At 68.7% G+C, this 20994-nt stretch carries 16 protein-coding genes and 1 pseudogene; 10 read left to right on the top strand and 7 right to left on the bottom strand.

The features are described 5' to 3' along the window. The first annotated feature begins 61 nt into the window (after nucleotides 1–61). The 3 genes from LNW71_RS08740 to LNW71_RS08730 all read left to right on the top strand — a co-directional run bounded on the left by LNW71_RS08740 (nucleotide 62) and on the right by LNW71_RS08730 (nucleotide 2048). Entirely contained in the window at nucleotides 62–418 is a 357-nt protein-coding gene (locus LNW71_RS08740; protein ID WP_250967720.1) for a DUF952 domain-containing protein, read from the top strand. Then, on the top strand, nucleotides 415–1347 hold the full coding sequence (locus tag LNW71_RS08735) for an SDR family oxidoreductase (RefSeq protein WP_250967719.1): 933 nt from the start codon (nucleotides 415–417) through the stop codon (nucleotides 1345–1347). Before LNW71_RS08740 ends, LNW71_RS08735 begins: the two co-directional genes overlap by 4 nt. 86 nt (nucleotides 1348–1433) lie before the next feature. Further along, the gene (locus LNW71_RS08730; protein WP_250967718.1) at nucleotides 1434–2048 is read left to right on the top strand and encodes a nucleotidyltransferase domain-containing protein; all 615 of its coding nucleotides are present in this window, start codon (nucleotides 1434–1436) and stop codon (nucleotides 2046–2048) included. A 12-nt stretch (nucleotides 2049–2060) separates the two neighbouring features. Here LNW71_RS08730 and LNW71_RS08725 read toward each other — a convergent pair whose 3' ends face one another. Then, the gene (locus LNW71_RS08725) at nucleotides 2061–2672 is read right to left on the bottom strand and encodes a TetR/AcrR family transcriptional regulator (protein WP_250967717.1); all 612 of its coding nucleotides are present in this window, start codon (nucleotides 2670–2672) and stop codon (nucleotides 2061–2063) included. A 101-nt stretch (nucleotides 2673–2773) separates the two neighbouring features. On the opposite strand from LNW71_RS08725, the gene LNW71_RS08720 reads away from it, so the two are divergent. Both LNW71_RS08720 and LNW71_RS08715 read left to right on the top strand, forming a co-directional pair. Beyond that, nucleotides 2774–4249 carry an MFS transporter gene (locus LNW71_RS08720; RefSeq protein ID WP_250967716.1) on the top strand — a complete coding sequence of 492 codons (1476 nt, stop codon included), beginning with the start codon at nucleotides 2774–2776 and terminating at the stop codon, nucleotides 4247–4249. Nucleotides 4250–4677: 428 nt separating this feature from the next. Continuing rightward, on the top strand, nucleotides 4678–9780 hold the full coding sequence (locus LNW71_RS08715) for an ATP-binding protein (RefSeq protein ID WP_250967715.1): 5103 nt from the start codon (nucleotides 4678–4680) through the stop codon (nucleotides 9778–9780). Between the two features lie 154 nt (nucleotides 9781–9934). On the opposite strand, the gene LNW71_RS08710 is transcribed toward LNW71_RS08715, so the two are convergent. Together LNW71_RS08710 and LNW71_RS08705 are read right to left on the bottom strand one after the other, a co-directional pair. Continuing rightward, complete coding sequence (locus LNW71_RS08710; RefSeq protein ID WP_250967714.1) at nucleotides 9935–10465, bottom strand: NUDIX domain-containing protein; 531 nt, start codon at nucleotides 10463–10465, stop codon at nucleotides 9935–9937. Nucleotide 10466: 1 nt separating this feature from the next. Then, nucleotides 10467–11822, bottom strand: a complete 1356-nt coding sequence (locus LNW71_RS08705) for a tetratricopeptide repeat protein (protein WP_250967713.1) — start codon at nucleotides 11820–11822, stop codon at nucleotides 10467–10469. 194 nt (nucleotides 11823–12016) lie between these two features. Here LNW71_RS08705 and LNW71_RS08700 point away from each other — a divergent pair, with 194 nt between their 5' ends. From LNW71_RS08700 to LNW71_RS08680, 5 genes and pseudogenes are all read left to right on the top strand, one after another. Next, nucleotides 12017–12766 (top strand): hypothetical protein, encoded by a 750-nt coding sequence (locus LNW71_RS08700; protein WP_250967712.1) that lies wholly within the window; start codon nucleotides 12017–12019, stop codon nucleotides 12764–12766. A gap of 79 nt (nucleotides 12767–12845) precedes the next feature. Next, nucleotides 12846–13757, top strand: a complete 912-nt coding sequence (locus LNW71_RS08695; protein ID WP_250967711.1) for a phosphotransferase — start codon at nucleotides 12846–12848, stop codon at nucleotides 13755–13757. After that, complete coding sequence (locus LNW71_RS08690) at nucleotides 13758–14450, top strand: cyclopropane-fatty-acyl-phospholipid synthase family protein (RefSeq protein ID WP_031091367.1); 693 nt, start codon at nucleotides 13758–13760, stop codon at nucleotides 14448–14450. 15 nt (nucleotides 14451–14465) lie between these two features. Next, nucleotides 14466–15010: pseudogene (locus tag LNW71_RS08685) on the top strand (hypothetical protein). Nucleotides 15011–15133: 123 nt separating this feature from the next. After that, a complete protein-coding gene (locus tag LNW71_RS08680; protein WP_250967710.1) occupies nucleotides 15134–16558 on the top strand; it encodes a hypothetical protein in 1425 nt (474 codons plus the stop codon). A 31-nt stretch (nucleotides 16559–16589) separates the two neighbouring features. Here the strand turns inward: LNW71_RS08680 and LNW71_RS08675 are convergent, their stop codons facing one another. The 4 genes from LNW71_RS08675 to LNW71_RS08660 all read right to left on the bottom strand — a co-directional run bounded on the left by LNW71_RS08675 (nucleotide 16590) and on the right by LNW71_RS08660 (nucleotide 20941). Then, nucleotides 16590–18290 (bottom strand): relaxase/mobilization nuclease domain-containing protein, encoded by a 1701-nt coding sequence (locus LNW71_RS08675; protein WP_250967709.1) that lies wholly within the window; start codon nucleotides 18288–18290, stop codon nucleotides 16590–16592. Further along, nucleotides 18280–18849, bottom strand: coding sequence for a MobC family plasmid mobilization relaxosome protein (locus LNW71_RS08670; protein WP_250967708.1), 570 nt, complete (start codon nucleotides 18847–18849; stop codon nucleotides 18280–18282). The genes LNW71_RS08675 and LNW71_RS08670 overlap by 11 nt, the downstream gene beginning before the upstream one ends. A 314-nt stretch (nucleotides 18850–19163) precedes the next feature. Next, on the bottom strand, nucleotides 19164–20603 hold the full coding sequence (locus LNW71_RS08665; protein WP_250967707.1) for a DUF3631 domain-containing protein: 1440 nt from the start codon (nucleotides 20601–20603) through the stop codon (nucleotides 19164–19166). Nucleotides 20604–20746: 143 nt separating this feature from the next. Beyond that, nucleotides 20747–20941, bottom strand: coding sequence for an AlpA family transcriptional regulator (locus tag LNW71_RS08660; RefSeq protein WP_031091378.1), 195 nt, complete (start codon nucleotides 20939–20941; stop codon nucleotides 20747–20749). Nucleotides 20942–20994 lie beyond the last annotated feature (53 nt).

Here is a 20994-nt window from a genome sequence, read left to right as displayed (position 1 = left end):
CGCGGGATCGGCGGCCACGCCGATGGCCCGGCGGACGCGTCACCGCGACTAGTTTTGGCCCATGGCCGAACTGCTGCACCTCACCGAAGGCCCGCTGTGGGAGGCGGCCCGCGGGATCGGGACGTACGAGATGTCCACCCGCGGCCGCACCCTGCACGAAGAGGGCTTCATCCACTGCTCGTTGCCCCACCAGCTCGCCGGTGTGGCCGAGATGCTGTACGGCGCCGGGTGCCGGGCCGGAGCCGGCGACCAGGACCTCGTGGTGCTCGTCATCGACACCGAGCGGCTTCCCGCGCCCGTCCGGTACGAGCCGGCCGCACCGGGCGGCGAGGAGTTCCCGCACATCTACGGACCCGTTCCGGTCGACGCGGTCGTGGAGGTGCGCCCCTGGCAGCGCAAGGAAGGTGATCCCGCATGACCCCGACAGACCACCCGCACGGTTCCGAAGGCCTCACGAGCGGCCCCCTCACCGCGGTCACCGGTGCGAGCGGCGCGCTCGGCGGCCGGGTCGCGAAGCGGCTGGCCCGCGCAGGTGTTCCGGTGCGGCTCCTGGGGCGCGACCCGTCCAGGCTGCCCGAACTGCCCGGCGCCGACACCGCTCCGGCCGCTGCCTACGGTGACGGGGAGGCGATGCGCCGCGCCCTGGCCGGGGCGCACACGCTGTTCCTCGTCTCGGCGCACGAGAGCCCGGACCGGGTCCGCGAGCACATGACCGCGGTGGACGCGGCGGTGGCGGCCGGCGTGGAACGGATCGTGTACGTCTCCTTTCTCGGGGCCGCACCCGACGCGACGTTCACCTTCGCCCGGGACCACTGGGACACCGAGGCGCACATCCGTACGACCGAGATCCGGTACACCTTCCTGCGTGACAGCTGGTACCTCGCAGGCCTCCCGGCGATGACCGGTACCGACGGCGTGCTGCGCGGACCGGCCGGTGACGGCAGGGTGGCAGCGGTGGCCCACGAGGACATCGCCGATTCGGCCGCGGCGGTCCTGCTGGCCGGCGCCGACCTCTCGGGCCCCTCCCACGACGGGCAGACGTACGACCTGACGGGCCCCGAGGCGTTCACCCTCGCCGAAGCGGCCGAGGAGCTGGGCCGGGTCACCGGACGGACGATCACCTACGCCCCGGAGACGCGGGAGGAGGCCTACGCCTCCCGGTCCCGCTACGGCGCGCAGGACTGGGAGGTGGCCGGCTGGGTCACGTCCTACGAGGCCATTGCCGCCGGAGAGATGGCCACGGTCTCGGACGCCGTACCGAGGCTCACCGGCCGCCCGGCCAAGAGCCTGGCCACGTACCTCAAGGAACACCCGGACAGCTACCGGCACCTCCTCACACCGGCCTGACGGACGAACAGCCGAATAGTCGAATGACAGTCACGACGGTTGAGCGAACGACCGGCTGACCGACGCCACGAACCGACCGGAACCCGATGCGTACGGAAACCCCCTGGGGCCCCTGGGACCCGCCGCCGCTCGGCGAAGCCGTCCGCCTGCTCTCCCCGCTGCGCACGCCGTGGTGGATCGCGGGCGGCTACGCGGTCGAACTGGCCGTCGGCCGCGCCTACCGGGAACACGGCGACATCGACGTGCTCCTGCTGCGCCGCGATCAGCTCGCCGCCCAGCAGGTGCTGCCGGGCTGGGAGTGGTGGGCCGCCGACCCGCCCGGCACGCTGCGGCCCTGGCGCCCCGGCGAGATCCTGCCGGCGCACGTCCACGACATCTGGTGCCGGCCGGGCCCGGCCGAACCGTGGCGCGTCCAGTTCATGCTCGATGACGCGGAGGGCGCCGACTGGGTGTTCCGCCGCGATCCCAGGATCCGCCTCCCGCTGGACCGGCTCGGCGAGATCTCCGGGGACGGCGTCCCCTACGTCGTCCCCGAGGTCCAGCTCCTCTACAAGTCGAGGTCCCGACGCCCCAAGGACGAACAGGACTTCGAGGCCGCACTGCCGGTGCTCGACGAGGACCGGCGCTCCTGGCTGACCGAGACGATCACCCTGGCCGAGGGCGCGGACCACCCCTGGGCGGCCCGGCTCCGGGCGGGCTGACCCGACCGGAGCTCAGCTCACGTACGCCCCGGCCCTCGCGGCAGCCGCCGCGGCCTCGGCGGCGCGGTCGGCGGCGGCCGTGTCGAGGGGGTCGCCACTGGCCAGCAGGCGGTAGTAGAGCGGCGCCGACACGGCACGGATCACCTCGTCCGGATCCGTGCCCGCGGGGAGTTCGCCGCGCTCGACGGCCTCGGCGACGCAGCCGGACCACTCCTTGATGCGGATCGCGTAGAAGCGGTGCAGGGCCTGGGCGGTGCGCGCGTCGCACGCCGCCGCCGCGATCACGGACCGGAACAGGGCGCCCTGGCGCGGGTCGGTGAGGGTCTTGAGCACGAGCCGGGCGTTGGCCCTGAGGTCCTCGGCCAGTGAGCCGGTCGCCGTACGCGGCGACGACTGCTCGGCCATGTCGTCGAGCAGATCCGCGATGAGCCCGGTGGTGGTCGACCAGCGGCGGTAGACGGTCGTCTTGCCGACCTCCGCGCGGCGCGCGACATCGGCGAGGTCGAGCCGGTCGAAGCCGTGCTCGGCCAGCGCGTCACCCGCCGCGCGCAGGACGGATTCCCGGACCCGGGCCGTGCGGCCGCCGGGCCGGACCGTACCGGGTTCCACGCTCTCCGAGGTCATAACGGGTCTCCAGTTCCATTAATTCACTCTGCTCTGCTACGGTCACCTCATCTTAACGGAACCACAGCTCCGTTAAAACCTCTCTCCGAGGAAGGCCGACCATGTCCGCACCCAGCGAGACCCCCTCACGCACCACCGGCACCGCTCAGGCCGGCACCGCTCCGTCGGCGGCCGCACCCCGCATGACCGGCCGGCAGAAGCTCGTCCTCGCTCTTCTCCTCGGCGCCCAGTTCATGATCGCCGTGGACTTCTCGATCCTGAACGTCGCGCTTCCCGTCGTCGGCGAGGGGCTCGGCTTCTCCCTCCCGGACCTGCAGTGGATAGCCACCGCCTTCGCGCTGGCCGCCGCCGGGTTCACGCTCCTGTTCGGCCGCGTAGCCGATCTCGTCGGCCGTAAGCGCCTCTTCGTGGGCGGCATGGTCGTGCTCGGCCTCTCCTCGGCGCTGGGCGGACTGGCGAACTCGCCCGAGGTCCTGCTCGCCGCCCGCGTCCTCCAGGGCCTCGCCACCGCGGCCGTCACCCCGGCCGGACTCGCCCTGCTGACCACCGCGTTCAAGGAGGGGCCGCTGCGGGAGCGCGCCCTGGGCCTCAACGGGGCCCTGATGTCGGCCGGGTTCACCGCGGGCGCGATCCTCGGCGGGCTGCTCACCGATCTGCTCTCCTGGCGCTGGGCCTTCTTCGTCAACGTCCCCGTCGCCGCCCTCGTCGTCGCGCTGGCCCCGGCCGTCATCACTGACTCGCGCCCGGCCGACCGCCCCCGGCTCGACGTGCCCGGAGCCGTGACCGTCACCGGCGGACTGCTGCTCCTGGTCTACGGGCTCACGCAGGCCGGTGCGACCGGCTGGACCACGCCCACCACCCTGGCCGCCCTCCTCGCCGGCGTCGCTCTGCTCATCGGCTTCTGGTTCGTCGAGAAGAGGGCCACCGCACCGCTCGTGCCCGTACGCATCCTCAAGCGCCGCAGCGTGATCTGGGGCAACGCCGCCGGGCTGATCGCCTTCGTCACCGAGACCTCGCTGGTCTTCCTGCTGACGCTCTACCTCCAGGAGGTGCTCGGCTACTCGCCCCTGGCCACCGGTCTCGCCTTCGGTGTCCTGGGCGTCGGCACCGTCATCGGCGGCACCCTCGGCGGCCGTGCGGTCGGCCGCTTCGGCAACCGGACGACCATCGTCGCCGGCGGCGTCGTCCAGGCCGTCGCCACGCTCTCGCTCGTGGCGCTCGGCACGTCCGGCCTCTGGATCTGGCTCCTGCTGGCGGCCACGTTCGTCGGCGGCATCGGCAACATGCTGGTGATCGTCGGCTTCATGGTCACCGCGACCTCCGGACTCCCCGACGAGGAACAGGGCCTGGCCACCGGCCTCGCCACCATGACCCAGCAGGTCGGCATCACCCTGGGCATCCCGGTCATGAGCGCCGTCGCCACCGCCCGGATGTCCGGCCTCGGCGACAGCGGCCCGCAGGCCGTCCTGTCCGGCGTCTCGCTCGCCATCCTGGTCAACTCGGCACTGGTCCTGGCCGGCGCGCTGCTCGCGGCCGTCTTCCTGCGGCCGCGGCGGGCGCGTCCGGAGCGGCCGTGATCGGAACTCGCCTACGGTGATCGGCAGTTATTCGGCGGCGGACGAGTTACCCCCAGGGGAGAGGCGAAAGCCGCAGAAAAGACCGCACCCGCCCCGCATGGACGCCGTTGTGAGGCGGCCTGCGGGCCGGGTGCGGTCAGGTAGGCGACATGGCCCACGCGAACGCGGGTCACTGGGCCTGGCCGGAGATCAGGCCTTCTTGGTCTCCTAGTAATGGGCCAGGTCGGCGACCTGCAGGGATTTTCCCTGCGGGCCGTTGACCTGGCCGTTTACCGTTGGCCAGCGATGGGTCGTGACGGTCCTGATCGGGTGTCCTGCGGACTGTGTGCGGACCGGGAAGGGACTGATGCGATACCACTTCACGGCTCTCGACGCACGGCTACGGTGAGCAGTGCGGCCACTGATAGCACGATGCCACCGAGGAACACATGAACGAGTCTGTTGCACCGGATGCTGCTGCTCGGTCCGAGGGCCAGGCGACATTTGGATCTGCCACTGTTCCCCAGGATGCGACCGCCCGGGGCGCCACCGCTGCGGCCGGTGAAACGGAGCGAGGATCGAGCACCTACGCCACAGGCGGTGGCGGCGTTTCGTTCGCGCACCGCGTCGCGGCCGTCTATCTCGCTGGCATGTTGACCGGCGCAAGACGGGCGGAGGTATCTGAACTGCCGGTTCGGAGGGTCTCATTCCAAACCGGTCCGGCACACCCGGTGGATGACCTTCTCGTTGAGTGCGGTGATGAAGCAGCCAAGGTCGTCCTTGCCGTGGCATGTCGAGCAACGCCAAACTTCGTGCAGAGCCATGACGATACGGTGAAGCTGGTTGGGTCGCTGCTCGCCGAGGTCGAGAAGTTCGACACTGATGCTCACCAGGTGGCTGTCGCGACCGCCGGTCGGCGCAACCAGTGGGACGAGCTCGCAACGCTCTGCGATATCGCGCGTGCTCATGCCGACCTGGAGGCGTTTCAAGCGTCTATGGACGTCGATGGCCGCTGGTCGAAGCCGGTACGCGAGCGCCATGAGCATTTCCTGAAAATGGTCGAGAAGGTGGTCGAAGGCGAAACCACGCCGAAAGAGGCCCTGCGCCTGGCGTGGCGGCTGCTTGGTCGGCTACACATCCTCGGATTCGCGGTTCAGAGCCCGGATGAAGGTGACCGCGCGGCGGCCGCGACGTCGCTGGATGTCGTGGCTTCGGCTGCAGCCGACGGGGTGGAGGTCCGGAACCAGCTAGAGGTCGAGGCAACCCGCTACGACGCGACGGGCGGCGTGGTGGACCTCAAGATGCTTCGCCGTGACATTCATGTGGTCCTGGAGTCGACCGCGACTCGAAGCCGACACGCGTGGTCGGTGCTCGCTGAACAACGCAAGCTCGCTATCGCTGGCGTTCGGACCACTATCGGTGATGAGTCATCCGGCGGACCGGTCGAGATCTCGTTCGCCGACCGCCGTGAGCAACTCGCTGAGGCCCTGCGCGATGCCGGTACTCGTGCTTCGGCTCTGTTGGTATCCGGCGAGTCGGGCATCGGCAAGAGTGCGCTGACGCTGTCGGCCGTCGCAGAGCTGGAAGCCGCAGACCCCGCCGGGTTCCAAGGGGTGGTCGTGAACTTCCGAGGTCTGCCGCAGTCGAGCTTGGAGCTGCGAGCTGCACTTGGGATGTCGCTGGAAGACGTGCTCGCAGAGACATCGGCACCGTCTCGGGTCTTGGTCATCGACGCGGCTGATGCTGCTCTGGAGCGGTCCGCCGGCCTCTTGAGCGACCTGGTGCTGGCAGCGGCTGCGGCGGGTTTGGGGCTCGTCGCGGTGACATCTGACGTGGCACTGGGCTTCGTACGGGAGCAGGTGGAGCTGGGGTTCGCGAAGTCCGTTTCATCTTTTGCGATGCGACCGTTGGGCGATGAGGACATCTCGGTCGTCTCAGGCCGCTTTCCACTCTTGCGTACGGTCCTAAGAGACCTGCCCGTGAACTCGCTGCTGCGCAGACCCGTTGTGCTGGACCTTCTGGCTCGGACCGGTGCGGAGCCAGATAGGTCACTGGGTGAGTGGGAGTGCCTTGATCTGGTGTGGAGCAGAATGGTTCGGGGCGATGGGCGGCCCGGTGTCGGCTCGGCGGAGGCGCGCGAACAGACATTGCTCGCGGTAGCCGCAGCAATCATGGAGCTGCCCGAGGGCCGTCGACCCAGCACAGGCATCGATGCTGCAGCGGTCGACTCACTGCGTCGGGATCATCTGCTTGCGCCACCGAGCCGATATCAGAACCAGCCGGATTTTGCACATGACGAAGTCCGACGCTACGCGACTGCCATCCTTCTCGTCCGTGGCCAGAGCCCGACCGATTTGCTTCAGGCAGCGGGGGCGCCCCGGTGGGCACTGTCGGCGGCCACTCTTGCGTGCAAAGGACTGCTGAAAGCGCCGGGTGCTCGGCCCGTCCGGAAGTTCATCGAACTGCGCTCGCAGTTTGATGAGTTCGCTGCTGCGCGCGGAATCCGATGGAGTGATGTCCCAGTGGAGGCGGTACTGGAGACGCCATTCGCGTACGAATGCCTGAAGTCAGCATGCAAGGATCAGTCTGTCGGCTTGGTGCTCGGCGACGTGGTTCGGGTTATCCAGCAGAGGCATAAGGTCAATGGGCTGATCGACCGGCCTAGCGCGAATCCCGTTGTGCGGATTCTCCTTGATTCCGAGCAACCGTGGGACGTTTCGAAAGAGTCCTTCGAGCTGCTCGCGGATTGGCTGCAAGCTCTGTCCTTGGCAAACATTTCTGCTGGTAACGAACTGCGAATCCGTCTGCGGGAACGTCTACTTGCGCACTGGAACTCCTTTCCTCTACGCAAGGCCCAAGGGGACGCACCGTCCGGACGGATGCTGCAACGTCGTCGACGCCGGCGCGATCTGGATCACCACCTGACTGGCGAGGAGTTCGTCGAAACGTTGGCGCTGCTCGGTCCGGACATCGATGATGCCGTCGAAGCTTGCCTTCGGGCTATCGGGGAAGACGCGCCAGCCTTCCTGGCCCCGGCAGCAGACGCGCCGTTGAGTGCCCGAGCCTTGACGCAGAGGGATCCGGAGCTATTGGCGACGCTGATGATGGCCTACTACGTTGACAACGAGCGACTCTGGCACCGAGATGAGGGTGTTCGACAGCACCAGGGTCGGTGGAAGGGGGTCGGAGTACCTTTCTCTCAGTACTATTTTGGTGGATTCTGGCAGCTATTCCAGACGGCGTCTCCGGCTACTTCGGTGCGGGTGTTGAACAATATCTTGAATAGTGGCGCGAAGGCGCGAGTGGAAATGCTGTCGCGCCCTAGTCCGCCTTTTGTGTTGAGTGATCCATTTGATGGCGAGGGTGAGGGTGTTGGTGGTGATACGGAGAAGCCGCAGGGTGAGGACCGCGGTGCCATTCTGAACATTGACGGCACTGCCCGCTTGTACGTCGGCGACAGTCATGTATGGAGTTGGTACCGGGGCGCGTCGGTCGGCCCATACTCGGCGATGAGCGCGCTTCAGGCAATGGAGCGGATTGCCGACATGTGGTTGAGCCGAGGCGTAGCCCCGAAAAGAATCGTTGAGGTACTCCTAAATGGCTGCGAGAATCTAGCGGTTCCGGGGTTGCTGTTCGGGCTGCTCGCACGCCACATGCAGCATGTCGACACCGAACTTGACCTGTTCCTCGCCGAACCGATCGTCTGGGAGTTGGAATTCGGTCGTGTGACGAGAGAGCATTCAGGGCTGAGTGTAAAAACCGAGGGGCTTGAGAACCTCGAACGTCGCCAATGGACGCCGCGTGAGGTAGCCATGCAACTGATGGTGCACGGCGGGCAGGAGCGTTTCCCAGCTTTGAAGGAGGTCGGCCACAAGCTTGTCGAAAATGGCGACCGGATCGGTATAAGTCAGGAGCTTACGAAGAACTGGGCCGCCAGCCTGGACGCGGACCAATATCGACTCAAGCGACAGGGCAATGAGGTATACATCGAGGTCGAACCCCCGTCTGAGTTGCGAGCCGCCCTAGAAAAGGAAGCGGCCTACCAGGAGACTGTGCAGACTAGCTTGCGGATACAGAATCGATACTGGGGATCGGCCAAGACTGGCGCCAATCACATGCCTCCTCCGTCGGATGAGATCGCCGCGGACCTAGCGGCGGGCCGTGCCCTGCTGGAAGACGATGAAGCTGTGAGCCCGAGCCGGTATTTGAATGCCGTTTCTCACGTTGTCCGGGCAGCGGTGGAACGAGCTGCCACTGGTGATACAGGGGTGCTGGGCAACGAAGCGAAGTTCGCAACGGAATTTGTCGTCGGCATCGCGTTGTCCTTCCAGGAGGCCGAGGACCAACGTCACGAGGACCAGTTTTTCGATCTTGGTGCCGACCGAGCCGTGGCACAAGCCGTGCCGGCGTTCCTAACACCCGCACTGGCTGCGCCGCTGGCAGCGGCCGACGGCTCGATCGAAGATATTGCCGAGGCTGGTCTTGCGATGGCAGGCAAGGCGTCCCTGGAGACTCGGCTATACCTCGCTCGTGGATGCGATGTCGTCTGGAGATCCCCATGTCACTTCGATCCCTGCACCCACCGGACCGCGTTGAACTGGTTGCTTGAGACCGCCCGTGGCGCAGAAATCGGTCCGTGGGACCAGGACGGCCAGCGACGGTCGAGGGTCCGAGTTACCGGCGATGTTGCCCGACGCCTCCAGGAACTACCGGGTGACTCCGTCGACATCGCGGTTCTCGACGCAGCCATTCGCGGACTCGGCGCCGCTGCGTCGACAGGTCATTGTTGTACCGACGACGCAGCCATGCTGCTCACCGTGTTCCTCCACGTCCAGCGGCGCGCCATGGTCGTGCAGGCAAACGAGGGCTGGTCCGCGGACGACCGCGGGACGCATACCCTGGCCGCCGCACGAGCTCTGCTCGGATGCTTCGCAACGGGCAGTGACGCCGGACCGATGCTCGAGCACCTCGATGCTCTTCGCGCAGATGCGGGACTGATGTCGAACTTTCTGCACGGCCTTGCCGCAGCAGGTGCAGAGAACGAGCGGCTAGCCGCAGCTGCCCGAGGTGTCTGGCCATCTTTGCTGCGCCACGCCGTTGGCTACGTGAGTGACGACCTGAATCCCTACCGCGACCGTCACTGGGGCGCATGGGCCGCTGCTGCGCTACTACCGGACCCTCTTCCGTGGGTGCAAGGTCTGTACAACGAGGTCGTCGGTCTTCCCATCGACTGGGCCCGTGCTGAAGACCTCGTTGGGTCTATCGAGGATTGGTTGTTGACCGCTCCCGGGGAGGCCAAGCCTGTCGATGCGCTCATCGGCATCCTGCGAAAGCTCCCGAAGGAAGTGCAAGCCACCCGCGGCATTTCCTGGGTCTCCGATCTGTGCATTCAAGATGGACGTGTCACAGTCAAGCAGTCGTGGTTTTCGGATAGCTGGCTCAAGGACATTCGCAGAGCGGCCGAGGAACTCGGCAACTTGGATGAATGGCAGATGCTCGTCGACTCTTTGGTGGTCGCCGGAAATAAGACGCTGGCGCCGTACAGCAGGTGATGCCTCAGGGACCCGTCAGATCTCCTGCGACACTTCCGGATCGCTTGGCTCGGAGGCGACGGGCTTGATGCCTTGACGACGTGCGAACGATCGTGGCGCGCGTCCGCCTGTTGCGAACGGTCGCCCTGGCTATAGCCGGGGCGGGTTCGTACTGCTATTGCCAGCCGTCGAGGGAGACCTCTGAGTCTCCCCCTAGATAATGGTGGAGGGCGCTTGAGGTGGTGACTACGAAGTTTTCGGGGATGGCGTTCGCGTCGACCCAGCGGACCTGGGCGTGCTTGCGGGGTTCGCGGTTCTCGGGTTCGCCGGTCCACTCATAGGCGGCGAAGACGACCGTGAGGAAGCCGTTGGGGGACTCAACGCCCCAGGCTCCGTGGATGATGTGGGCGACCTTGAGGGCCTCCGGCTTCACCGTGAGGCCGGTCTCCTCGTAGAGCTCGCGGACTGCCGTCTCAGTGATGGGCTCGCCCGGTTCGCTCTTGCCGACGGGCAGGTCCCACATCCCCTGGGCGAACTTGGCGTTCTCGCTGCGCTGGAGGAGGACGACGCGGTTGGTGGCCTTGTCGTGGACGATGACGGCCGCGACAAGCAGGGTCATGGAGTCGAGTGCCGGCTTGAGGGCCGGGGGGCGGTTGTCGGTCTGCTGGGCCACGGGGTTCCCTTCGTCGGGCGGGTTGTTGGGCATGTTAGGCGAGGGCCTCGCGGGCTCGGCGGGCGAGATCTGCTGCGCCTGGGACGCGGCGGCGCTGGTATACCGCGAGCGTGGAGCGGATCGAGGTGATCGCCTTGCGGGTGCGGTCGGATGTCATGCCCTCCATGAGGACCAGGGCCTGGGTCCAGGCCCCGACCGCTTCGTCGGCTCGGGCTTGGGCTGCGAGGTTGTCGCCGAGGTCGGCGTGGGTGAGGGCGTGGACTCGCTTGTACTTCTCCGGGTCCCAGCGGGTGAGCGCGTCGCGGTGCTGCTGTTCCGTACCGATGTGGTCGGCGAGGTCGGTCAGCGTGCGTGCGGTGTGGCTGGCCACGGTGCCGGCGGCGGGACCGCTGACGCGGGAGAAGCTGGGCTGGGGCCCGTCCTCGCGCAGAAGTGCGTCTTCAGCGGCGAGGAGAGCGCGGGCGGCCAATGGGTTCTCGCCGACCGCTGCGTAGGCGCGGGCGTGCGTGATGTGGAGGAGGGCTTCGGTCTGGCCGTCCACGTGGCCGAGGCCGCGGGCGAGCGCGCCTTTGACGAGGTCCACGCAGTAGTGGGGTTGCTTGAGGCTGAGGGACTGATGGGCGAGGGCACGCATCATCCAGGCGGCGTGGCCGTGGGGGTCGGCTTCGCAGGCGAGTTGGTAGCCGACCTGGTAGTAGCGCTGGGCGGCGCCTTCGTGGCCGAGGTCGTGGTGCTTCCACCCTGCGAGGTAAGCGAGTTCAGCGACAGCGCCGAAGGCGGCCTGGCGTAAGGGTTCGGAGGGGAACCGTCCGCGCAGCATGGGGGCGGCGGTGTCGGCGAGGTAGGCAGTAACAGTGGTCAGGCCGTGGCCGCCGCCGAGGCGTTCGTCGGCGGCGCTGAAGGCTGCCGTGATCTGTCGTACGACGTCGATGTCGTCGCTTCCGACGAGGGAGCGTGCGGTGCGGGCGCGGAGCATCCGCGAGGTGGCTTCCTGATCGTGCAGGAGCGGCATGGCCACGCCGGCCGTGGTGAAGGCGGCGATTGCGAGGAAGCGGCGGCGCTCGACGTCCGCGCGGCCGAGGTCGGTGACCGCGGTGACGGGGTCGGTGTCCGGTGGCGACTCCGTGTCGGGTGAGTGGAGGCCGAGCTCGGTTCGGGTGACGACGCGTCCCAGCCGCCGGGAGAGGGCTTCGGCGAGGTACTGGCCTGCCTGGCCGGACGGTGTGCGGGCACCGCCCACCCAGTGGGAGATGGCCGACTTGTTGGTCTGGAGTAGTTCGCCGTTCTCGGCGGCGATGCGGCGTACGTCCTTGGCGAGTGCGTCGTATGTGCACCCGGCGGCGTTGATCGTGTCGCGCAGGCGGGAGTTGGCGCTGGTCGGTGTCGGCACGGTCGCCTCCGCTCCGGGTCCGTAAACCGTGTATACCGCATGGCCTCGCTCACACCGTACCCACTCTGCGTAGCGGGCGGTTCACTTATCGACAGCCGCCCCACTCTCGGGCCGGGCGGCCCCCAAGTTCCGTACGCCCCACCGGGCTCGGGCATTCCTATGCCCCGGCCCGGACGATCAGAGACGGAGACACGGTGACCACCATCGACACCGCGACCATCACGGTCGAGCTGCCCGACGCCTTCGACCCGCGCTGGAACCGCCTGCCCGGCATCCAGGTGGACGGCCGGCGCATCACCATCGACTCGGCCGAGTACTTCTTCCGCTTCGAGTCCAGCACCTGGCTCGTCGCCGACTGGGAGTTGGTGAAGGCCCAGCTTCTCGACGTGGACGAGACGACCGGGAGCGCGGTCGAGCAGCTTGCGCTCGACTTCATCAAGAACCACGGCGAGTCCACCTCCGACGCGGCCCGCGTGCTGGCGACGGCGTACGGGGTGTACTCGTACCTCTTCCGCGAGGAGCACTTGGCCGGCCTCGGCCTCCCGCAGGTCACCGCCGAGCACCTGCGGATGCTTCGCGAGGCGGCCACGCTGATGGCGCTCAACAAGGTGGAGCTGGACGGGCACATCTCCAACGTCGGCCCGTGCTGGTTCTTTCCCGCCGCTACTTCCGTCGTCTTCGACCTGGACGACGCGACGGGCGGGATGCTCGACGAGGTCTACCACGGCGGCTGGTTCAACGAGCACCGCCGGATCGAGTCCATCAAGGCCCACGCGGCGCTCGGCGGACGGCTCGTGCACGGCTGCCAGTCCGTGCCGGACCAGTCCGGCGGCGTGGTCGCACCCTACGGTGCCTCGATGGCGAACTTCCGCGACGACCTCGCCGCGTTCAAGGCGGGCTGGATCGAGCAGGTCTACGCCCACCGCGTGACCGCAGCCGAGTAACCCCGCCCCCAGTACGGCTCCGGGGCGGGCCAGCTCGCGCGCGCCCGCCCCGGAGCCCACCAGTCCCCTGGAGACCCCCATGGACCAGAGCCTGTCCGCCACCCTGCTGGACGACTTGTGCGCCCTCGTCGGCAAGCCCCTCCCCGAACGTGCCGAGATTCGCGTCTGGGGCATGTCCGGCGTCGAACGCGTCACCTTCCCCGACGGCACCACGGCCGTTTTCAAGTACGCCAAGGAGCCCTTCGACCGCGAGGCCCAGGCCCTGCGGATGGCATACCAGCGCGGGCTCCCGGTCCCCGCGCTCCACGCCACCGCGATGCAGGACAATTGGCTCGGGATGCTCATGGACGATCTTGGCACCCCCGTACGGGACGCCGACGACCTCGACGGTGTCGCCGCCGCCGTGATGCTCCATGCCGCCCGCCCGGCAGGCGGTCTACCCCTCCTCGACAGGGCGGGCCTCGCAGCCCTGCCCGGTCGAGCCCTCAACCACCTCCAACGGCTGCGGAAAGCCGACCGATGGACGGACTGCGACGACGTCGAGATCGCCCTGGGGAAGATCTCCGCCGCAGCTGAGGCCCGCGTCGAAGGTACGACGCTCGACCCGTTCGGATGGGTCCACTCCGAGTTCCACCCCACGAGCGTCCACATCGGGGAGAACGGCTGGCACCTCCTCGACTTCGCCCGCGCCTTCACCGGACCCGGCCTGATCGACCTCGCCTCCTACCACGGCACCACCGACGTGCCGAGCCCCTTCCGAATGCGGGTGTTCCTGGAGCAGTACGTCACCGCAGGCGGTCATGAAGACGCCCTCGCCACCCGGGGCGGCCTGAGCGCCGAGGCATGGGCCCTGGGCTGGCATCGCATGTGGGCCGTGGAGTGGTTCATGGAGCAGGCCATCCGCTGGATCGACGACCCGGCCAAGGACCCCGCGTACATCCCCGTCGTCCGCCGCCACCTCAACGACGTGGTCCACCTCCTGGAGGTCTAGGTGCTCGCCCGGATCTCCCCCTGGTACGCCCACGCAGCCCAGCGCACAGCCGCTGCCCCCGCGCACGCCCTCACCGCACCGGCCCGGATGGAATGGAGCACCCACGCCGGCATCGGTCCCGGCGCCGAGATCCTGGGACGGGACCTGTGTGGCAAACGTGTCCTGGAGCTGGGCTGCGGCCCCGGCCACAACGTGGCCCACCTCGCAAAGCACCACCAGGCCCGCGTCACCGGCGTGGACCTGGTCGGCCTCCAGGTACGCCGGTCCCGCTCCCACTACGGCCACATCGACGGCGCCACCTTCGCCGCCGGCCACGCACTGCACCACCTGCAGGCCACCGGCCATACCTTCGACGCGATCTACTCCGTCTTCGGCGCCGTCGGCCTCGTTGCCCCCGAACTCCTCCTCACCGCCGTTTCCCGACGCCTGAAACCTGGCGGTGTGCTGGCCTTCTCCGTCCCTCACCCGGCACGGGCCGGAAGACATCCATCCACGGACGACCGTCCGCGCGAGGACTACGTCACCATGCCCGACCGCACCCGACTGCCCCTCGCCCGATGGGAGTTCGACGCCCGCCGCTGGGACGCCCACCTCTCCCGGACCGGCCTGCGCATCACATCGGCGCTGGAGCTGCGGCACCCGCGCCGCGACCCGTGGCCCACCACGCTCCTGATCACCGCCCGCAAACGCTGACCGATGGAGGCAACGATGCCCCTGCCCTACCTACTCCTGGACATCGACGGCGTCCTCATCCCGTTCCCGGCCGCCGACGGCAGCACCCCGCCCACCCACGTCCGCCACACCGTCCTGCCCACCGGTCGGCACCCCGACGACCCCGTGCCCATCTGGCTCGACCCGAGCCAGGGCGGCATGCTCACCGACCTCCTGACCAGCGGACTCGTCACCCCGTGTGGTGCACGAGCTGGCGCAGGGACGCCACCACGATCATCGGCCCTCTCCTGGGGCTGCCCGACTTCCCTTACCTCGACCTGCCTCGCCCCCAGATCACCACCAGCCACCCCGACGGCTACCTCTGGAAACGCGACCACGTTGACATCTGGCTGGCAGACGCCCCGGCCGTCTGGATCGACGACGACTTCACCGGCCTCGACCACGCCTGGGCGGCGGAGCGCACTGCCAGGGGAACGCCGACCCTTCTCGTTCAGCCCGACCCACATTTCGGGCTGCAGCCCGAGCACCTGACCGAGCTCACGACATGGGTCTCGCAGCTACCCACAGCCCGCGCCGTCTGACGACTGATGCCGTCGCGGCCACGAGCAGCGAGGGCATCAGGGTATTGCTCGTGCGTGAGCCGTCTGCGGTCTGTAGCACGTATCGGCACCCCTGATGTCGGAGTCGGCTGAAACACTGCGGCCGTGATCAACGAATCAACCCCGGACCTTTCTGGTGCTCCCGCCGGCTCCCTGCCGCCCAGAGCACAGGCAGAGCTCGCCGGCACCGCCTGGGAAGAGCTGCCGCACGTCTGTACGGGCCGTCACGGTGTGCCTGACACGGCGGGCATCCTCGGCGCTGTGCTCGCAGCCGACCCGGCCCGCCGAGTACGGGCGGTGGACGACCTATATCGGCTGCTCCTCAATCAGGAGCAGGTGTTTCCGGCGACCGCTCCGGCAGCCTTGGTCCTGGCCTGTCTTCTCGACGATCCGCGCACCCTCGCCGAAGACCGGTGGGAGCGCAGGGCCGGTCGCCGGTCACTTCGCGCCGAACTGCTGAACTGGCTGGCTGCGTTCGCCGACATCGCCCGCCTGGACGTTGAGGACGGTGGCGGCACGGCGCAGAATCTGACCGCCGCCCGAACTGCCAGGCCGCTACTCCACGACCGCATCGCGGACTTCTGCGACGCTGGCGATCCGCTGGTGAAGGAGGCCGCGCTCGCGGCCACCGCACTGCTCCTGGCCGACCCCGCCCTCGCCTCGTCCGTACCCCTGTATGCGCCCGCCGTTCGCGAGGGCCTTGCCGTGAGCGCGGACTCGTACTACCGGTGGATCGCCCGGGAACGGCTGGCTGCCTGGGGCGAGGACGTCACCGGTCTCGTCACTGCGGAGGAGGAGCGCCGCGCGGCCCTGGACCGGGCAGGCGAGTTGGCGGAGGACCCGTTCGGCCAAGACCAGGAGCAGGCGATCCGCTGGCTGGAAGAGCAACCCGAGGACACCGCAGCCCCGGAACGACTCGGCCACCGGCGTGAGGACCGGACCGCGCCCATACCGGCCGCCCCGCACGAGCCGGCACCTGAGCCGCCCGTGGCCGCCTCAGGTAGCGAGGTGGGGCACTGCGGCCCATGGCGAATCGCCAGGGCAAAGGAGCGCGCCGAGTGGACGTTCACGCCGTACGTAGGAGTCGGCCCCCTGCACTTCGGGATGACCTTGGAGGAGATCACCAGTGCCCTCGGAGAAGGGCCAGCCGTTTCGTCCTACTCCCACCACGGCGAAGACCAGCAGCTCAACTACGCCGACTTCACTGAGAGCGGGATCAGAGCCCTCTTCCATGACGACCGCCTGGGGTGCATCGCCGCAGACGCTCTCACCGGCCCCCAGGTGAGACTGGACGCAGCCCCGCTGACCGGCTGTGTGCCTTCCCACGTGGAGGAGTGGCTCGTCCACCGCACCACACGGCCCGGCAGCCTGGCGTACAGCGTCGCCGGCGATCCGGTCTTCGCCGACCTCGGCCTGGCGATCCGGTCCCAGCGGGCCGGCGACGTCGTCCTGACCCGACCGCTCTTCCTGCTCCATGACTGGCTCGACCTGTGGCACTCGCTGCCCAGCGAAGAGTGGAACTTCGCCTAAAAGGGCGTGGGGAGAGCATCTGCCCAGGCCGTCAGTGGTGCCGACTGCGCTCTCCGAGCCTCATGGCCACTGGTGTGGCCGGAAGGTGTGGCGCAGTGGACATGGGAGATGGGCCGCTGACGGTGTTTCGCCTACGTGCTGCCTGAACGCGTTTGTTCGGCTGTGCGGAGATGCGCCAGTTGAGGACCTCGGCGGGGTGCTTTGCGCTGTCGAGTTCCCGCTGGGTACCCACCTCAGCCAGGAGACGTCGGGGATTGTGGCCGGCGGTCTCGGCTTGGGCGAGGGTGGTGGTCAGAGCGGCCCAAGTGGGGTCGGCGAGGATCCGGTCGGCGTGGTCGGGGAGAGTCGCACGAACGTACTGCTCGTAGCGGCTGGCGGTCGCGGCTCGTGGTGCGCGGCGGGCCAAGTCCGCCAAGACGGGCGCGGCGGCCTGCTCGTAGCCCGCCTGGAGGTGGTGGAAGGCTTCGTCGGCGGCTGCGGCCTGCTGTTCGTGGCCTCGCTGCTCGTGCCATTTGGCGGCGGCGCGCGCCAGGTGCACGGTGGCGAAGAGTAGGGCGATGCCGAGTCCTCCGGGCTCGTTGGAGGCGTAAGCGAGTTCCTTGGCGGCTTGGCGTAGGGCGTGAGCTGCTTGGTGGTCCGCGAGGGTGGTCGATCGGCGGGCGCGGTTGAACGCCATGGCTGCTGCGCGCAGCTCTGCCCGGTGCGGGCCGGGCGTGGCGCTGGCGATGTTGTATAGGGCATCGCCGAAGGCGGCGAGCTGGCCTTGGGCGGCGGCGGCATCGTCGTCGGAGTCGAGGGCGGTCCCTGCCTCGAACATGGCGGCGGTGGCGTGCTGCCACGGCTCGGCAGGATCCGCCGCATACCGGGGGCGGTCGGCTATCTCCTGGTCGGGGAGGCGTTCGCGGAGACGGTTGATGGAGAGGTCGGGGGCGAGCTTCGAGCCGCCGTACCAAACGGGTTCGCCGGCTGCGTTGGTGACGCCGGGTGCGGCGAGGCTGTAGCCGATCACGTCGCCGCTCTCGGGGCCGAGGCGTGTCTTGACCTTGATGCCGAGGGATTGCAGCACGGTGAAGTAGTCGGCCTCGGTGTGTACGGCGGCGGCGACCGCGTACGCCCGCTCGCGCAGCCACTTTCGTGCCGTGATTGTCTGGCCCTGGCGCTCGGCCTTGGCGCGTTCGGCGCTGGTGGGGGTACGGGGGGCTGTGAGGTCACCGGACTTCAGGCGGCGCAGGCCGAACTCGGTCTCGATCCTGCGGCACTCCGCTTGTGCCCGTCGACCGTCCTGGTGGGTGCGTGGGCGGCGTCCGTCGGCGCGGACGGTGGTGGCCATGATGTGGATGTGGTCGTCGGCGTGGCGTACCGCGATCCATCGGCATGCCCTCTCGTCGCCTTCGGGGGCGATGCCCGTGGCGTGCACTACGCGGCGGGCGACCTCGGCCCACTCGGTGTCGGTGAGGTAGCGGTCGCCGGGTGCGGTGCGGACCGGGCAGTGCCAGACGTGCTGCGATGGCTTCTTGCCGTCCAGCTCGCGGGTGCGCAGGTCGACGTGGTGGTCGAGTCGCCTGGCGAGCTGGGAGTAGGTGGCTGCCGGGTCGCGGCCGGGGTCGGCAGCGCCGGCCATGTCCCAGGCGGCGACGATGTGGGGGTTGGTGTGCTCGTCGCGGCGGCCGGGGCCGAAGAGGTAGGCGATCAGTCCGCGGCTGTCGGAGCCGGTGGAGACGTCAGGAACCATGAGGCGTGCCGTTCGCCAGGAGCTGGTCGATGAGGTGGAAGCTGTTCTGTGCTGCTTGCTCGACGCGGTCCAGAACCGCCTCGGCGCGATCGGGCACGGTTCCCCGGTTGATTGCTGCGGTGATCTGGTTGAGGTTGCCGCCGATGCGGTTCAGCGCGACCGTGTGCACCTCGACGGCCTCGATTAGCGGGCGCAGAGGATCGTCCTCCGGACTGCCGACCATCCCCGCCTTGCCCTGCGCAACAGCCAGGGCAGCGTCCCCGACGAATCCGGCGAACCTCTGACCGCGCTGCTGAGCGGCGGCGCTGATCACCTGGACCGCAGTGCGCGTGAAGCGAATGTTCTTCTCCTGGTCGCGCTTCTCCACGGTGCGCTTGCGGTTCATCTGCGCGGGCAGGGCGGGGGCGTCGAGATCCCGCCAGGAGGGCTGCTCGACGAGTGGTTGGGCATCGGTAGGCGTACGGGGAGGAGCGGAGTCGGCTGCGGGCCGGCCAGAGTCCTCGGCCGCCCCCTCCTTCGGCTCGGGCGCCCCCTGGCGCTCGGCCTTGTCCTCCGCCACCCCTGGGCGGGGGCAAGCGCGGACGAAGCCTCGTTAGAGGCTCGTTCGCTCCAGCTTGCTGCTGGTCGTCGGGTGAGCCTGAACAACTTCCTGCGTCGGCGGGAGGCGGGGTCGTCGGCGTTCGATTCGGGCATGGTGGTGCTCCGTCAGTCGTGTGGGGTGGCCCGTCGTCGCATCCGTCGCATCCGTCGCGTGGCTGGTCAGCACAGGTACGGAGACGGAGGCAGGTACGGAGTGATCCGTAACGCCGAGGAGATCCGTCCCCGCGCTGACCTGCGCGGGGACGGATGCGACGGATTGATGCGGACCTGGTGTCAGCGAGTGGGCCTGGGGCCTGCGGGCCCTCCCGGCGGGCCGGTGGGCAGCGTCCCGGACGGAGGGGCGGGCGGCCTGCCCCGGGTCGGATGTGCCGGGACCTCGGCGGTGGGTGCCGACAGGGCGGGGTCGGGGCAGTAGCGGGCCCATGCGTCCACGAACTGGTTGCGGGCGTACGCCTTGGCCTGCCTGCCGTTCTCGAATCGGTAGTTGGCCGGGCTGATACCGAAGTCGCGCAGCAGATTCGCCAGGTGGTAGGCGTTCAGCCCCTTCGTGCCGTACTCCGCCCACGGGGCCTCGGCGTCCTGGATGAGGACCGCGAGCAGGTCCTGGCTGCGCATGGCCTCCTTGCCGGCCTCTTGGTCGAAGATGCGGCGGATGTCACGCAGCAGCCGCGTCTTCAGCGTCGTCTGCTCGTCCTGGACCACCTCGTTGCGCGTCATCGCGAGGCAAGCGGCACGTGCCCGCGCGGGCCAGTGCCCGCCGGCGAGGTCGGCGACGATGACGAGCGGCTCCCATGTGTCGGCGGCGCGGTCCTCGACGGGCATCTTCGGCACCGCGCCCGCGACGGTGCCGCGCTGCGGGACCAGCCAGTCGGCCAGCCGGTCGCGAAGCGCGTGCAGTTCCGGCACGGAGTACCGCGAGCGGAACGGGGTGATCCGCTCGCCCGGCTTGCGCTTCTGCATGCGGATGACGATCGCGCGGTCCATGATCGTGTCCGGCAGGTCGCCGATACCGGCCAGAGCTGCCATCGCGAAGGTGGGGAACGCGGTCGGCTTGTGCTCCGGCCCGGAGATCCGCCAGGCCGGCCGGTTGCGCTGATGCCCGGCGTTCAGCAGGCCGCGCAGGTCCTCTTTGTCGCCCGCCTTGGGGCCGAAAATGGTGTCGGCCTCGTCCACCAGCAGCGTCGGCGGGTTCTTGCCGATGACGCGGAAGACGACCGCGGGGGAGGTGTTCACCGTCATCATCGGCTGGTGGACGGTCTCGTAGAGAACGTCCAGGAGACGGGACTTGCCGCACCCCTTGGTCGGTCCCACCACGGCAAGCCGTGGCGCGTGCTGGAGGGCGGGCTGGATGTGGGAGGCCGCGACCCAGAGGGTGACCGCGGTCAGGGCCTCGTCGCTCGGCAGCACCACGTACCGCCCGATCGCGGTACGGAGGTCGTCCAGCAGCGCGCTGCCTTCGCCTGCCGGCCCGCCGCTATCTTGGGACTCTGGTCCGCCTGGAGCAGGAACGCCTGCGCTGTCCGACGCTGTTGTCGGGGCACTAGTTTCGGCAGGTCGCGAGTCGCGTGAGCTCCGGCTCGGAGCATCGGCGGGCGGGCCTCCGATGGCGGGGCGTGCTTCTCGGTCGCGAGGCAGACCCTGGCCCGGGACCGCGATCGGTGGCCAGGCAACACCGGATGCCTTCGAGGTGGCGGGGGACGTAGGGTCCTTCATAGATGTTCCTCTCAGGTGGGGGCGAGACGGGCAAGGTCTCGCCCCCGACCAGTTCGTTCAGGGATGGGCGAGGTGCAAGGGGATCTCCGGCCCTCGGCGTAGGCGCGCCGAGGGCCGTTCCTGTGTCCGGGCGGTCCGGCGGCTCATGAGGCCAGGCCCCACTCGTCTCCGCCGTCGATAAGCGCGCGCTCGTAGCGCAGCAGTTCGGCCTCGGGGTAGAGCACCCGCTTGCCGACCCTGATGCCGCGCGGCCCCTTCTTGAGCTGGCGCCAGTAGCGGACGGTGCTCTCGGCGGTGCGGTAGCGCTCGGCTACCTCGGCGGTGGTCAGGTATCGCATGCGTTCCCATTCGGCTAGGTGGTGATTCGATCTGCATAATCAGTACCTCATGA

Source organism: Streptomyces sp. RKAG290 (genome assembly GCF_023701695.1).
GTDB lineage: Bacteria > Actinomycetota > Actinomycetes > Streptomycetales > Streptomycetaceae > Streptomyces.
Note: the sequence above shows the minus strand (reverse complement) of the source record. Positions and strands in the feature narration are given on the sequence as shown.

Excerpts from the sequence above, each read along its gene's own strand:
- LNW71_RS08715 (WP_250967715.1), top strand. The coding sequence starts at position 4,678 with ATGAACGAGTCTGTTGCACCGGATGCTGCTGCTCGGTCCGAGGGCCAG.
- LNW71_RS08725 (WP_250967717.1), bottom strand. The coding sequence starts at position 2,672 with ATGACCTCGGAGAGCGTGGAACCCGGTACGGTCCGGCCCGGCGGCCGC.
- LNW71_RS08740 (WP_250967720.1), top strand. The coding sequence starts at position 62 with ATGGCCGAACTGCTGCACCTCACCGAAGGCCCGCTGTGGGAGGCGGCC.
- LNW71_RS08720 (WP_250967716.1), top strand. The coding sequence starts at position 2,774 with ATGTCCGCACCCAGCGAGACCCCCTCACGCACCACCGGCACCGCTCAG.
- LNW71_RS08735 (WP_250967719.1), top strand. The coding sequence starts at position 415 with ATGACCCCGACAGACCACCCGCACGGTTCCGAAGGCCTCACGAGCGGC.
- LNW71_RS08675 (WP_250967709.1), bottom strand. The coding sequence starts at position 18,290 with ATGGTTCCTGACGTCTCCACCGGCTCCGACAGCCGCGGACTGATCGCC.
- LNW71_RS08665 (WP_250967707.1), bottom strand. The coding sequence starts at position 20,603 with ATGAAGGACCCTACGTCCCCCGCCACCTCGAAGGCATCCGGTGTTGCC.
- LNW71_RS08695 (WP_250967711.1), top strand. The coding sequence starts at position 12,846 with ATGGACCAGAGCCTGTCCGCCACCCTGCTGGACGACTTGTGCGCCCTC.
- LNW71_RS08710 (WP_250967714.1), bottom strand. The coding sequence starts at position 10,465 with ATGCCCAACAACCCGCCCGACGAAGGGAACCCCGTGGCCCAGCAGACC.
- LNW71_RS08730 (WP_250967718.1), top strand. The coding sequence starts at position 1,434 with ATGCGTACGGAAACCCCCTGGGGCCCCTGGGACCCGCCGCCGCTCGGC.
- LNW71_RS08660 (WP_031091378.1), bottom strand. The coding sequence starts at position 20,941 with ATGCGATACCTGACCACCGCCGAGGTAGCCGAGCGCTACCGCACCGCC.